This window comes from Dyadobacter chenhuakuii, assembly GCF_023821985.2.
Taxonomy (GTDB): domain Bacteria; phylum Bacteroidota; class Bacteroidia; order Cytophagales; family Spirosomataceae; genus Dyadobacter; species Dyadobacter chenhuakuii.
Map to the genome: position 1 here is coordinate 2,643,853 of NZ_CP098805.1, position 14,601 is coordinate 2,658,453.

General features: G+C 43.7%; 12 protein-coding genes and 1 pseudogene. 6 read left to right on the forward strand and 7 right to left on the reverse strand.

Annotated features, from left to right (window positions below; genetic code table 11):
- Nucleotides 1-2: 2 nt before the first annotated feature.
- Complete coding sequence (locus tag NFI80_RS10975; RefSeq protein WP_235163044.1) at nucleotides 3-398, forward strand: response regulator; 396 nt, start codon at nucleotides 3-5, stop codon at nucleotides 396-398.
- Nucleotides 399-735: 337 nt separating this feature from the next.
- On the opposite strand, the gene NFI80_RS10980 is transcribed toward NFI80_RS10975, so the two are convergent.
- Together NFI80_RS10980 and NFI80_RS10985 are read right to left on the reverse strand one after the other, a co-directional pair.
- Complete coding sequence (locus NFI80_RS10980; protein ID WP_235163043.1) at nucleotides 736-1,659, reverse strand: helix-turn-helix domain-containing protein; 924 nt, start codon at nucleotides 1,657-1,659, stop codon at nucleotides 736-738.
- Nucleotides 1,660-1,673: 14 nt separating this feature from the next.
- Nucleotides 1,674-2,537, reverse strand: coding sequence for an SDR family oxidoreductase (locus NFI80_RS10985; RefSeq protein WP_235158498.1), 864 nt, complete (start codon nucleotides 2,535-2,537; stop codon nucleotides 1,674-1,676).
- A gap of 364 nt (nucleotides 2,538-2,901) precedes the next feature.
- On the opposite strand from NFI80_RS10985, the gene NFI80_RS10990 reads away from it, so the two are divergent.
- Nucleotides 2,902-4,446 (forward strand): sulfatase family protein, encoded by a 1,545-nt coding sequence (locus tag NFI80_RS10990; protein WP_235158497.1) that lies wholly within the window; start codon nucleotides 2,902-2,904, stop codon nucleotides 4,444-4,446.
- Nucleotides 4,447-4,450: 4 nt separating this feature from the next.
- Here NFI80_RS10990 and NFI80_RS10995 read toward each other — a convergent pair whose 3' ends face one another.
- Nucleotides 4,451-5,752 carry an MFS transporter gene (locus NFI80_RS10995; protein WP_235163042.1) on the reverse strand — a complete coding sequence of 434 codons (1,302 nt, stop codon included), beginning with the start codon at nucleotides 5,750-5,752 and terminating at the stop codon, nucleotides 4,451-4,453.
- A gap of 99 nt (nucleotides 5,753-5,851) precedes the next feature.
- Here NFI80_RS10995 and NFI80_RS25745 point away from each other — a divergent pair.
- Both NFI80_RS25745 and NFI80_RS11005 read left to right on the forward strand, forming a co-directional pair.
- Nucleotides 5,852-6,378, forward strand: a pseudogene (locus tag NFI80_RS25745) (outer membrane beta-barrel protein).
- A gap of 210 nt (nucleotides 6,379-6,588) precedes the next feature.
- Nucleotides 6,589-6,969: a VOC family protein gene (locus tag NFI80_RS11005; protein ID WP_235163041.1), complete on the forward strand. Its 381-nt coding sequence runs from the start codon at nucleotides 6,589-6,591 to the stop codon at nucleotides 6,967-6,969.
- A gap of 99 nt (nucleotides 6,970-7,068) precedes the next feature.
- Here NFI80_RS11005 and NFI80_RS11010 read toward each other — a convergent pair whose 3' ends face one another.
- Nucleotides 7,069-7,722, reverse strand: coding sequence for a DUF4249 family protein (locus NFI80_RS11010; protein ID WP_235163868.1), 654 nt, complete (start codon nucleotides 7,720-7,722; stop codon nucleotides 7,069-7,071).
- 186 nt (nucleotides 7,723-7,908) lie between these two features.
- A complete protein-coding gene (locus NFI80_RS11015) occupies nucleotides 7,909-10,317 on the reverse strand; it encodes a TonB-dependent receptor (RefSeq protein ID WP_235163040.1) in 2,409 nt (802 codons plus the stop codon).
- Nucleotides 10,318-10,608: 291 nt separating this feature from the next.
- Here NFI80_RS11015 and NFI80_RS11020 point away from each other — a divergent pair, with 291 nt between their 5' ends.
- Together NFI80_RS11020 and NFI80_RS11025 are read left to right on the forward strand one after the other, a co-directional pair.
- Nucleotides 10,609-11,217, forward strand: coding sequence for an RNA polymerase sigma factor (locus tag NFI80_RS11020; protein ID WP_374759638.1), 609 nt, complete (start codon nucleotides 10,609-10,611; stop codon nucleotides 11,215-11,217).
- Nucleotides 11,207-12,604, forward strand: a complete 1,398-nt coding sequence (locus NFI80_RS11025; RefSeq protein WP_235163039.1) for a hypothetical protein — start codon at nucleotides 11,207-11,209, stop codon at nucleotides 12,602-12,604. The genes NFI80_RS11020 and NFI80_RS11025 overlap by 11 nt, the downstream gene beginning before the upstream one ends.
- Nucleotides 12,605-12,654: 50 nt before the next feature.
- Here NFI80_RS11025 and NFI80_RS11030 read toward each other — a convergent pair whose 3' ends face one another.
- Nucleotides 12,655-13,557 (reverse strand): helix-turn-helix domain-containing protein, encoded by a 903-nt coding sequence (locus NFI80_RS11030; protein ID WP_235163038.1) that lies wholly within the window; start codon nucleotides 13,555-13,557, stop codon nucleotides 12,655-12,657.
- 25 nt (nucleotides 13,558-13,582) lie between these two features.
- Nucleotides 13,583-14,512 carry an alpha/beta hydrolase family protein gene (locus NFI80_RS11035; protein ID WP_235163037.1) on the reverse strand — a complete coding sequence of 310 codons (930 nt, stop codon included), beginning with the start codon at nucleotides 14,510-14,512 and terminating at the stop codon, nucleotides 13,583-13,585.
- Nucleotides 14,513-14,601 lie beyond the last annotated feature (89 nt).

A 14,601-nucleotide genomic window follows, 5' to 3' on the forward strand; every position in this document is an offset into this window, starting at 1 on the left:
AAATGAATAAAGCTATTGTCATTGTAGATGACGATCCAATTGTTAGATTAGTCATCCAAAGAATGGTGCACAACATTGATAGTTCAATTACTTGCCATCAATGCGAAAATGGAGAGGTTGGTTTATTGAGAATAGAAAAACTACAAAATATAACCGATTACATTGTTGTACTTTTGGATATTAATATGCCCGTTTTAAATGGATGGGAATTTTTAGACAGACTGCAACAACTAAATATTGTTGCCAGTGATAAATTCAAATTATACATGATCACCTCCTCTACAGATGCAAGTGACAAGATTAAAGCTCGATCTTATCCGGTGATTAAAAAGCTCTATCCCAAACCGCTTTCAAAACAAGATTTAAAGGAAATTCTTAGTTCTGATGAAATGCCTTAATTTTTAACATCGTTAACCTCGCGAGAAAATACGGTGCCATGACTTCCTCATCCCGTAGCAACCTCTGGCAGCTTCGCAAACACCCGCTGTGTAACAACCTCATGTACCAAGAGTTTAGTCTCAGTCAAGATACATTCGCAACATTATCAAATAACCTAATCTACTCATTTATAGATACTTATATCTGCCAACTTTTTTAAATCTATTAGCATCTGGTTCGACATTTGTTCCGTTGCGGCTACAAAAGCCCTTCAACGCAAGTTGAGGGGCTTTTTGCTATCAGGCTGTGCCAGGATTTCGCTGGTGAAAGTGTGTTAGGTGAAAAAGCTTGCCTTAACTAATTAAAAGACTGCCTAAACTCGACCGGTGAATAGCGCGTCTTATTCTTGAACAATTTACTAAACGACTGAGGATGCTCAAATCCCAGCTGAAAGGCGATCTCGTTCACTGACAGGTCGGTGGTGGAAAGTTTTTCTTTTGCCAGGTTAATGAGCTTGTCTTGTATGAAATGCCTGGTGCTTTGTTTGGTCAGTGTTGTCAGCAGACGGCTTAGATAATCCGGGGACAGATTCAATGCCTCGGCCACAGACTCGACTGTCGGGATACCTTCGGCTGCCAGGATATCGTCTTTGAAACGATGGGTTAGCAACTTCTCCATCCGTTCCAGGATAGTATGGTTCGAAATCCTGCGAGTTAGGAATTGCCGTTGATAAAATCGCTCTGCGTACGTGAGCATTAATTCAAGCTGCGCAATCATGACGTGGTGGCTCGATGCATCCATATTGGCGTGGTACTCCTGCTCGATCTGCTGCATCAGGCCCACAACCAGCGCTTCCTCTTTTTCAGAAAGGTGTAGTGCCTCCCGGAGATGATAGCAGAAAAATTCATACTGCTTTATTTTGCCCGACAAGGTGGTATTCCATAAAAAATCAGGATGGATGAGTAAAAGCCATCCGGTATGTTTGAATTCCTCTTCGCCGGAAGACTCCACCGACAGAATTTGCCTGGGCGACATAAACACCATAACGCCCTCGTCAAAATCGAAGTCCTGCTGGCCATATCTGATTTTGGAGTTGACGTTTTTCTTGAGCGCGATTGTGTAAAAGTGATGGCTGATACTTTTCGGAGCCACGGCAGGCTGCGCTTTGATATCCTCAAATCGCACCACGCTGATGAGCGGGTGCTCAGGTCTGGGCAATTGCATCAATCGATGATATTCGGTGATGGTGCGAATGTGCCTTGGTGCTTCAATTGACTTCATAACAAAGGGATCGTTTATAACCCAAACAGTAATTTTAGCCCTTCCTTAAGTGCAGCGGGTGGACGCCCAAGTTTTTGGGCCAGATCGGCGGTCACTACGGATTCCTGCCCGTTTCGAATATCAGCATTAAAATCGGTAATTTTTCTTGCCATTGCCTGCGGAATGCCTTTCTGAACCAGTATATCTTCGAACGCTTGACTTTCAACCGAGGTGTAGCGCACCTCTTTTCCCGACAGCTCAGTCAATGCCCGGGCAACGTCATCGAACGAATAGGCCTCCCCGCCTGTAAGCAGGTATGTCTTGTTTTCGCATGGTTCGTCCAGCATTACATGCGCGATCGCCTCGCCCATTTCCTGTCGAAGCGCAAATGCAACCTTTCCCATTCCGGCGGACTGGACAATGCCGGTGTCGAATACCTGTTTGCCAGCAAACAGCGGAATCACGTCCATATACAAAGCATTCCGAAATATGGTGTATTGTAAGCCACTTTCCCGTATATAGTCTTCGGTGGTAAAATGGTCCATCATCAAAGGGTTAGAAAGGTTATTCCTATCCCGCAACGAACGGCTCGTGTAGGCGATGCCCGCTACTCCTGCCCTTTTCGCTGCATCCACAACATTGCGGTGCTGCTGCACCCGATCGCCTTCGTCGCTAGCTGAAATTAGTAAGACCTTATCTACATCTTTCATGGCATGGTCAAGCGAAGGCATATCTTCGAAGTCGCCTAAGTACGCCCGGAATGCTTTTTCCTGAAACGACAATCGCCTTTCCTCTTTTCGGGTAAGAATGGCAATGCTGCTGGCCGGGATCTTTTTCAGCATCGTTTCGATCACTGCACTTCCCAACGCACCCGTCGCGCCTGTTACTAATATCCGCATGATTATTGTTTTAAGTACAAAGCAAAGCTCGGCAGAAACCTGAATGCATAGATAGCCAAATCCGGCTTTATTGTAGCCCAATCTGACTTCCACAAGAAAACACTTATTGGGATAAGATAGCTCGAAAAAACTGCATGTGTGGAGACAAGCTTAACAGGCTAGGCTTTTTTGGTACATCCATTTAAATCAGTTTTGCGGATTGGAAGAAAACCACCACTTTTGTCAGACATAATACACAACATGCAAGCTCGCTCGAAGACAAGGTGGAGAGTAACCGCATCGCCGGCGAATGCAGGCTTTGTGTCTTTTCGAATAACCGACTATCCTAAACCCATCAGATTTTTCTAAAATGAGGCCTTTGTCAATGCTGCAAAACGCCTGCCGAATCGCAGGCTTTATCCTTGTTATCTTTTCCCAGAACATTCAGGCGCAAAACCTACCTGCCAAACGCCCGAAGCCGAATATTGTCATCATTATTTCGGACGATCATGCTTTTCAGGCGATCAGCGCGTATGGCAACAAGCTTGTTAAAACGCCCAACATTGACCGCATTGCACAGAAAGGTGTCCGCCTGGACAAAGCTTATGTTACTAATTCCATTTGCGGACCCAGCAGGGCGGTAATACTCACTGGCAAATACAGCCACAAGAATGGTTTTAAGGACAACGAAACCTCCCAATTCGACCATAGCCAGGACAATTTTGCCAAACATTTGCAGACCGGCGGATATCAGACAGCCTGGATCGGAAAGATCCACCTCGCAGGCAAACCGGAAGGATTTAACTTTTTCAATCTGTTGCCCGACCAGGGTTCTTACTATAATCCGGAATTTATCGGAATGGACGGAAAGAGCATTAGAAAAGAAGGTTATGTTACCAATCTGATCGAGGATATTTCCGAAGAATGGCTGGACTTACGTGATTCCAACAAGCCATTTTGCCTGGTGGTCGGCCACAAGGCGACGCACAGAACCTGGCTGCCGGATACGGTGGATTTTGGCCGATATGATTCGCTGACATTCCCAGTTCCAGTAAATTTTTATGATCAATACAAAACCAGAAGTGCTGCCGCAGTGCAGGATATGAGCATTGACAAAACAATGCAAATGGCATACGACCTGAAAATGCTCAGTTACAGCTCAAAAGGCGAACCCACCGTAAACAGGATGAATCCGGCGCAGCGAGCGAAGTTTGACGCTTATTATGGAGCGATTGAAGCTGACTTGAAATCAAAAAACCTGACCGGCAAAGCACTGGCAGAGTGGAAATTCCAGCGCTACATGAAGGATTATTACAGCACGGCCGAGTCGCTCGACCGCAATATCGGGCGCATGCTGGATTATCTTGAAAAACACGAATTGGATCAAAATACGATTGTGATCTACATGTCGGATCAGGGATTTTACCTGGGCGAACACGGCTGGTTTGACAAAAGGTTTATGTACGAAGAATCATTCCGTACTCCGCTGCTGATGCAATTTCCGGGCGTGATTAAACCAGGGACAAACAGCAGTCAAATGGTCATGAACCTGGATATAGCGCCTACGCTTCTGGATGCGGCCGGGCTTGCGATCCCATCGGATATGCAGGGAAAATCCATGCTGCCCTTCTTAGCAAATAAAGCTGTCAAAGGCCGGGAGGCATTGTATTATCATTATTATGAAAACGGTGAGCACTCGGTTTCACCGCATTTTGGGGTGAGCACGAAGGATTACAAACTCATTCGTTTTTACAAGCGGGTCAATTCATGGGAGCTTTTTGATCTGAACAAAGATCCCTCAGAGGAAAGCAATGTATACGGCAAAAAAGGATATGAAAAGACCACGCTTGCACTGAAACAGCAGCTCACGAAATTGATTGCGGAGTATGACGACAAGGAGGCGAAAGTGATCCTTAGATCAGAACCCTAGGCCATTAACGCAACTCGTCCAGCTCCACAACTTTCGCCGTTTTGGTCAGCATATGAATGATGAGCCAGGCGATCAAATATGTGCAACCGCAGATTGTGAAAATGATGTTGTATCCTCCTTGCAGGTTCCCGGCTGCTTTGTAGCTGTCCAGCAGGCTGCCGATTAACATGGGAAACAAAATTCCGCCAACTGCACCTGCCATCCCGCCGATTCCGACAACAGAACTCACGGCTTGTTTGGGAAAAAGATCGGACGGTAATGTGAATACATTGGTTGCCCAGGCTTGGTGCAATGCCACGGCAAAGCTGATCAGGCCGACTGCGACCCAGACGTCACCTGCGAACTGGATCAGGATTACCGATAACTCCAATACTGCGAATGCCAAGAGAACCGTTTTTCTGGCTTTTAATGTAGGCCACCCTTTTTTGATAAGCCACGAAGAAAGATAGCCGCCGCCAATGCTGCCGATGGTGGTTGCGGTATAAATCAGCATCAATTCGAGGCTTGGCTTTTTAAGGTCCAAAGCAAATGTGGATGCGAAATACGAGGGTAACCAGAATAGAAAAAACCAGTAAATAGGATCAATAAGGCCCTTTCCCGTAATGTAGGCCCACGTTTGTGGGAATGTAAAAAGCTTGATCCATTTCACACGCTGCTTCTCGGCATCGTTTTCATCCTGATCCTGTCCGCTGACAATGTAATGCAGTTCCTGGGCACTCAGGCGCTTTTGCTGAGCAGGAATATCGTAGTAAATCAGCCAGAAAATAAGCCAGACAAAGCCGAGTGCTCCGGTAATCCAAAATACTTCCTGCCAGCCATAATGGTTTAATATCCAGGGCACCAGCAGCAATGCAACCACCACGCCGACGCTTGTGCCGGCGTTAAAAAGTCCCGTTGCCAGCGCACGCTCTTTTTTCGGAAACCATTCGGCAACCGTCTTGACTGCCGCAGGATAATTTCCGGCTTCACCCAAACCGAGTCCCACACGCGCCAGACCAAAACCAAATGCGCTCCTTGCGACAGCATGCAACATACCCGCAATGCTCCAAAAAACAATGGTGATCGAATAACCCATTTTCGTGCCGATCTTATCGATCAGCCAGCCGAAAAGCAGCAGACCCAGGGCATAGGCGGCCGTAAAAGCCATGACAATCCGTGCAAAATCGGTTTCAGTCCAAGCGAATTCTTTTTCTAAAATCGGTTTGAGTAAACAAATGATCTGCCTGTCAAGGTAATTGATTGTCGTGGCCGTGAAAAGCAGGACAACAATGAGCCATCGGTAATTTTTAGTTGTAGCATTCAGCATAATAAGGCGAGTTGCTTTTTGAATTGCAGGAAATGTGCTTTGAGGCTCTGCCAAAGTAAGTATTTTTCCATTTTGATAAATTTATTATTGGCTACGGCAATGCAAACGCCACATAGGTTCCGCCTGCTTTCAGGCCATAGCGTGCGCCTCCGGCTTTCCTCGCCATTCAATTTCTATGTTGGTAATCCTGCCCTGCAACCTGCATTTGTACAAAATGCAGAGCTGAGCTATACTTATAAGCAACAATACAGTATCACAGCTTATTACACCTCAATCCAGGATGTTTCACCAACATCAATGTGCAGGACAATCAGACGAAGCTTTATTATGGAACGCATGCAAACCTGGGTTTAAGCGCGAATTCAGGTGTCCGTTTATCAGCAGCATTTCAGCCGGGCAGCTGGTGGGATATCAATGTGATGGGCGGCGCTTACAGGCTGCGGGAAAAATCAGCTTATCTGTCCAGCGCATTCGACTATCACCTGTTTTCCTACGATGCGAACTTGACGCAGTACTTCACCATTCATACGAAGGCAGCAGTAAAGGCTGAGATCAGCGGGACTTACAACGGGCCCGGCATTCTCTTGATCATTTTACTTAAACGAAATGCCGCCAGCAGGAAGTAAAACGCGACAAAAGCGGCATAACCAGCTAGAGTATTCATACCTATACCCGGCGTATGTGCTTGTAAATAGATGGAGACGCCCGCCAGCATTTGCTGAATCTGTTTTCAATCTTTTCAGGCTGCTTCTCCAAATTGATACGACATTACCACCATAGCTGCTGACATACTGTTGTCATTTCCGCATTTTAATTTTGAGAAAACATTCCATCCTATGAAATTTGCATCCATCCGAATTATAACCGCAGACATCCAACCTCTAATTGCATTCTATGAACAAATTACGGGTTTATCCTTTATTCAGCATACAGCGGATTTTGCGGAATTACACACCTCATCAATCGTACTGGCGATCGGCAGCACCCGGACTCTGGATCTTTTTGGAGGAAGCCATCTGGCCGTCCCGGCATCCAATCAATCGATCATTTTGGAGTTTCTTGTGGACGATGTAGACGCAGAATATCACAGGCTGGCAGACCTCCTTGGCGATGACATTGTTCAAACACCAACAACAATGCCTTGGGAAAACCGCTCTATGTTGTTTCGCGATCCAGACGGAAACCTCGTAAACTTTTTTACGCCAGTCAACCGGTAAGCAAATGGAAGCGCTCATTGAATGTTAGTACGCAGATATTGATTTGAAGATATAAACGGGGAAAACCGTGTACCTAATTTGTTCAGTTGGGGATGCTGGCTACTTAATCGTATATGATGTAGTATCAAACTCACCCAGCCTGAAATACCCCAATACTTCTTCATTAGTATCATTGACATTAGAACAGTTTCCTTTTAACTGTACAGGGATAGTTGGAAAAGGCCCGCCTTCATCACTTCCGGATTGCTGAATCAATATGTTTAAATAGTCGTAATATCTTCGTGAAATACCATAAACATTAATTCCTACGGTTACTCCGGCAACATTGTTTTCGTTATCATTCTCAATATAATTTTCGTTGCCATCTGAAAATTTATCGCTGATAACTGAAAGAGATGGCAGTGGTAAATTAGACGGAGTAAATTCGCCTAAATAATAATTTGAAACAGCAACGCGGTCGTTAAAAAATACCTGAAGGACAATTTCTGTGTCACCATCAGAACCTTCAATGGCTTGCTCAACCCGATTAATAACAGGTGCTGCAATCAAGGTTTCTGTTGCTGTGTAAGAGTTGCCATCGGAAAGGATTTTCAGCGTGTACGATGCGTTTATTTCCGGAATAAAGTCGGTTGCAGTGTAACTACCATTATTCTGGTCGGCAAACACAACTACAGACCCGTCGTTTTCTTTGGTTACTGTTACTGAGGCACCCGTAACAGGGACATCCGGATTCTTATCAAAAAAGCAGTTGATTTTCTTAGATTAATGGTTTGTGTTTTTCCCGTTGTACCTTTTTGCCACTTAATAGACGCATCAACCACCAATCGTGCGCCGCCGTTTGGGACTTTAACATCTATGACATCGGTACACGAACTTAATAACCCTAAAAGGAAAAAGAGTGTCCCTAATTTGCCGTATATATTCATGTTTTTCATTATTTCAAAAATTAAAATTGTATGTTACTGAAGGGACGATACCAAATATGGAAGTACGAGTGGCTTCTGTTACGCCTGTCTTATGATTTTGACCAAAAGAAATTGAGGCTGCGTTGCTTCGGTTATATGCGTTGTATATGCCAAATACCCATTCGCCTTGCCATTTTCTATCTTTATTTTTTTGCGGTGTTAAGGTTGCAGAAAGGTCTAGTCTGTGATAGGCAGGCAATCGGTCTGCATTCCTTTCGGAATAAGTCGCGACGGATAATCCGTTGTATACAAATTGTCCGTTAGGATAGGTAACGGGTCGCCCGGTCTGGAATACCATATTGGCCCCAAATCGCCATTTTTCGTTAAGTTTATAACTTCCGGTAAATTCAAAGTCGTGGGTTCTGTCCCAGTTAGAGTTATACCATTTCCCGTTGTTAATGCCTGCTCCGCCAGCTGCTCCTCCGGGTGTGCGCTGTTGCGATTTTGACAATGTGTACGCCACCCAGCCTGTAAAAGTGCCTTGGTTCTTCCGCAATAGAAACTCTAAGCCATAAGCCCGGGCTTCACCAGTCAAAATTTCGGTTTCAATGGTGTTTTGAGCTATAAGTTCGGCACCGTTAATATAATCTATCCTGTTGTCGATGGTTTTGTAATAGGCTTCGGCTTCGATCGAAAACATATTCTCGTTTAAATTTCTGAAATAGCCAATGGCATATTGGTCTGCAATTTGCGGTTCAATAAACTTTCCGCTAGGCGTCCAGACATCTAATGGCGTAGCTGATGTGGTATTAGAAATCAGATGCAGATATTGAGCAATTCGGTTATAACTTGCTTTAAAAGAAGAGTTCTCGTTAAGCTGATATGAAAGTGCAAACCGAGGCTCCAAATTACTGAATGTAGCTATGCTTTTCCCCTTGCCGTAATTGCTACTAGAAATGGGTTCGGCACGCTCATAAATGCCTAATTCCTTGTTATAAATTACTGGTAAGTTATTAGCGTAATTGTTTAATGTTTGCTTTCCTATTCGATTAAAGTAACTAAGACGCAAGCCATATTCAGCGGTAAGTCTTTCAGAAATCTTGTGTTCTAAACTTGCATAAATTCCAGCTTCGAAAGCAAATTTATCGTCTAATTTCTCCGGATTAACACCCGAATCTGCATTTAGGGGGTTGAGTCTGCCTGGATTAAAGTTGTAATAAATGCCATTTACTCCAAAATCAAATTTTAATTTATCGCTTGCATAATACCCCAAGTCATAGCGCATGTTATAATTGCTTATATCTGAGGTCCAATCAATTCCCTCAATAGGAATTTCCAGGTTATAGTTATATCGACTGTATATTAAGGATACATTGGAGAATAACTTGTTATTGAAAATATGATTCCATCGCAAGTTTCCTGAGAGATTTCCGTACGAATTAGTGAACAGTCCTGCGAGGTTAAAGTCATCATTGCCTAAATAACCAGATAGATATAGTTTGTTCTTCTCATCGATTTCATAATTTGTTTTCAGGTTCAAATCGTAAAATCCGGCTCTGCTGCTCTCCTTGGCCAAGGCCAAGAATATATTCACATAAGAGGCTCGACCAGCAATCAGAAACGAACCTTTGTCCTTAAACATGGGCCCTTCCGCCGCCAAACGACTGGAAATAGCACCAATACCGCCAGTGAGTTCAAATTCTTTACTATTTCCATCTTTTTGCCGTATATCCAGTACCGAAGAAGCACGACCTCCAAAACGGGCAGGAATTCCTCCCTTATAAAGTTTAACATCCTTAATTGCATCAGCATTAAATATGGAGAAGAAACCAAATAAATGAGAGGCGTTGTAAATAATTGCTTCATCCAAAAGAATCAGATTCTGGTCTTCTGCACCACCGCGTACATTGAAGCCCGATGCGCCTTCGCCGGCGTTGGTTACACCTGGCAGCAATTGAATGGACTTGATCAAGTCTACCTCACCCAAAACGACAGGTATCTGTTTGATATCCTTACTTGAGAGTCTTGTCACACTCATTTGCGGTGTCCCAATGTCTACTTGCATTGATTCCTCAGCTGTGATGACTACTTCATCTAATTGGGCGTTATCCCATTTGAGCTCAATGTTGAGCTTTTGATTTGATTTAAGGTCTATTGGCCTTTCAAACGTTGTAAATCCTAAATAAGAAATGGTTAAGGTATAATTACCTTCGGGTGCTGTGATAGAATAAAAACCATATTCATTGGTTACGCTTCCAATGGAAGTACCTTTCAAAAGGACAGTCGCCCCCAGAAGTGTTTCACCGTTGCCAACATCCTTGACTATACCGCTAATTGTGTATTTTTTTTGTGCAAAAAGGAATACTGGACACAACATTATGATCACGAATAAGGCGTACCTTTTCCTTGACCCGAAGGGCTTGAACTGACTTGTTTTTTTCATAATATTTTAAAAAATTTATTTATGTGCCCTTCAAAATCTTCCATTAATGGTTATGCGACGGAACCTTTGTGATGCGAATAGGTAGGCACACTGTAACCAACGGAAGAAACTATACGCAACGTAGAGACGAAACAGGGATACATTGTTTTCAAAAGCCATTACGGGTTGTCGGAAAAAATAGTGGGGTGAATGCTGAAAAATTTTTCGTCTCAAAAAAAATATAGAATCACACCCCACCTTTGCATGTTACCTTCCGTAAGGGGAAGAAGATGATGTTAAATCTAATTACCATTGTTATTTAGAAGGAAAGCTCTCTTTGATGAAAAGGATCTGTCAAGCATTTTGGAAGCCTGTAAGGGTGGCAATGCTCAGGCACAACGATGTCTGATCCGGCAATTTGCAGGATATGCCAAAAGCATTTCGCTTCGATATGCGGCTACCTTTGAGGAAGCGGAGGAGATCGTCAACGACTGCTTTTTAAAAGTGTTTAATAATTTACATAGCTATGATAAAGCGCAACCTTTCAAAGCCTGGTTTCGAACAATTGCTATTAATACGGCCATTGACCATTACCGGAAGAATCTCAAATGGCAGGAACAGCTAAGTCTGGATAATCTGGAAGTTGCGGACTGGAGTGATGACATTTTAAGTGAAATATCTGCCCAGGAAATATTAATAATGGTTCAACGCCTCCCACCGGCTTATAGAATGGTTTTCACACTGTTTGTAATTGATGGATACTCACATAAAGAAATAGCTAACATGCTTGGTATCCAGGAAGGAACATCAAAATCTAACCTGAGGGATGCCAGACGAAAATTGCAAACCATGATAAAACTAAACTTTCCGCATTTGTATCAACTTTATAACTGGCCTAATAAGGGATTTAATGAAAACTGAGCAATTTGACGACGAATTCCGGAAAAAGTTATTGGGTCTGGATCCAAGTGATGAAGAAGTCGATCGGATATATAATTATGTCTCTTCGAATGGTAATATGACGCCCCGTTTTTCATGGATCAAAATCCTGATTTACGGGTTGGCTGCTTCGTTATTGGTCGGCTCTCTATCCTTCAATTACGTTCAAAATCTAACTAATAAAAAACTCTTATCCTCCCTGGATTCTTTAAAAAGCAGAATCACTTCTATTGAACTAAATTCTGCTCAAAAAACAAGTCTACGCGTCGATACCATATACATTGACCGGTATATTGAAAAAACCATTGCAGCCCAAAATCATCAGGAGTTGCTTTACACCAGGCAGGGCCCTCATAATGAAATTCAGCAGCCAATTAATAATCCTCTTACGGATGAATCAGTACAGAATTTAAACTTCCAACCAGCAGATTCCTCTGGCATGGTAATAGATAAAACCGATGGTACGGTTGGAAAATCCATTGCTCGGAATAATGCTTCCGGCACAGGATTAAATACCTACAGATCAGATGATGCCGTTGTTGAGAAAGAATCTTCCGAAATAAAGGGCAATGACAATAATCCGGCTAACAAAGCACCGTATACAAATAATGAAAATTTCCTCAAAGCTGGTAAGACAATATTGAATAGCCGTATTGGCAACATTCATCTTTCATTTACGCATTTGAAACTACCGGTTTTAAAGACGCCGGAGAAATTACCTTTGTTTAGCAAAGACAAGCCTAAATATTACTCAGAATCAATGAAGTCGGTTCTTAAAAAGATGGATTATTATGTGGGTGGAAGCCTTGACGCGGGTAACAGGCAGGTGGCAGGCGCACTTCTCGGAGAGCTGCGGCTCACACCAAAATGGAGTTTTCAAACCGGTGCCCGGTGGGCAGAAATCACCGGCCACAGTTACGACACCGCCGAGCAGTTTGGTCAAAAGACTGGTCAGGATTTTAGGGCTCTGTATGCGCCCTACGTAGCTCAAAATGTCGATTTGTTAAATATTGAACAAAATCATCAGCTCGTTCAAATCCCTTTAACAATTGCATATCATTACGAATTAAGTCCGAATTGGGCCCTGCGTTTCGGAATAGGAACTGATCTATCCATCTACGCCCTAAAAGACATTCATTTCAATTATAAGAAAGACAGTCAGTCCTTTGATAAAGGAGAATACAATGCGAAATTATCAATAAAGCCTATTAACGATATTACAATAAACCTGGGTCTGGAGCGTCGCTCGAACAAGTTCCTGTTTAGGGTAAGTCCTTACGTTAGTCCTCAATTACGTAAAACAGAATTTTCCAACAAAGGTCTTTTGTGGGGCGGCAGGGTGCAGGCTTTGTATAAATTAAATAGATGACTTTTAATGACGTCGGCAGTTGTTTCACAAAACAATCCCTCCAATATGCTTTAATTAAAAGAACGCCTGAAATCCAAGGGCGATACACTGGTTTTGAGCTTGAAAAGTTTGCTAAAAGACTGGGGATGTTCGAACCCTAGTTCATACGCTATTTCGCTTATCGAAGCATCGCTCGTAGATAGTTGTTCCTTAGCCTTTTCAATCAGATGGTTGTGAATGTGTTGTTGTGCATTTTGCCCGGTTATTGATCGCAGCATGTCACTTAAATAACTCGGACTGACGTTTAACTGCTCAGACAGGAACTGGACAGTTGGAAGCCCCTGCTTTTTGTCTGGTGGTGACTGAAAGTAGGTATGCAAAATGTCTTCTACCTTTTGAAGCAGATCGCTACTTACCGCCTTACGGGTGATGAATTGCCTGCTGTAGAACCGGTTGGCATAATTCAGCAGCAATTCGATCTGAGAAATGACAACGTCCTGGCTGAAATTATCAATTCTGTCTTTTAATTCTTCTTCAATATTTTCGAAAACAGAAATGATTGTCGTTTTTTCCTTTTCCGATAAGTGCAGCGCTTCATGGATAGAATAGGAAAAAAATCCGTACGCTTTGATCTTCCTGGCGAGTTCGTAACCCAGTAAAAAATCGGGATGGAAAAGTAAAGTATAACCGGACTGATCACTGAGTGGTGCGTGGCCTCCCGTGATTTGATTTGGCGAAACAAAAAACATTCCCCCTTCGTCAAAATCGTAGTAATGCTGCCCATATTTAAACTTCCCCCGAAAGTTTGTCTTATAGGATATCTTATAAAAATTTAGGATATGGGGACTGGGAAGTCTTTCCAGCGGAACGGTCCCATCAGCATTGTTGATTAAACTTACCAACGGGTGCATAGGTGCCGGAATGTCCAGCGCCTTATGCAGCCTTGATAACGAAATGAATCTATGGTTAGACATTTCATCCTTCATATTAATGCCTGTTTTATAATTTACTTTCGATGCTGCCTAATGCACCTGGTACGCCGTTCAGGGCTTTCCTGGCTTCTTCCCAACTTGGATCGTTCGGATCAAATGTACTCCGAACATAGGCAAGAATGCTTTCACATACAAAGGCAACACGCTCAGGATTTTCATCACTTGTTTCGCGGGCATCATACCCTGATATGCCACCGAAGATGTGTTCAGCACCAAACACGGTCAGCAGGTCCTTCGGGCCGGGACTTTGATAATAAGCGTCCGCACGCCAGTTGTCCACATCAGAGAACATAAGGTTAATGTCTTTGTCCCCATTCACAATGAGCGCCGGCAAAGTCATGGTGCTGAAATTACCTGCCGCCAACACAGGATAATGCTGTCTATTGGCTCCGTTAAATCCTTCTGGTCCACCAGAGGCGCCAATCAGCACCCGGGCCTTCAATCTTGGCTCTGCGGCATTCACTATTTTTCCTGTTGCAGGGTCGGTTACCTCCATGCCTGCCAGCATGGCCACGGTCTGGCCGCCCATGGAATGGCCGATGGCAGCAACTTTTGCTTGATCGACTCTTCCAGCTAACCCCGGCACTGTGGAAATAATTTCGTCTAAATGATCCAGGATAAATTGCATGTCCGTTACCCGCGAACTCCAAAACAACGGTGCTTCCGGAAGGGACGACGGAAGACCAAGTGCTCGGGAATTTTGATGAGTGGGTTGAATGACAACAAACCCTTCTGCTGCAAAAAAATCAACCATGGGCCCATATCCTCTGTACGAAGAGAGGAAATTAGAGGGACCATGCCCATGCGAAAGAAGAATGACAGGCAGGTTGTTTCCGCTAGCAGGAGCAGAAACTTTCATTTCGAGGTCTACGTGACGGCCGGAAACTGGTAATACAACCGGACTGAAGCTCATGATGGGTGTTTGTGACTGTTTCATGTTGTTATTGATTTTGAATTTTGAGATATGCAAAGTTCATCAGCCTTCAACTCCCCGGCGTAGTGAAATCGGGGCATTGCGTAGCCAAA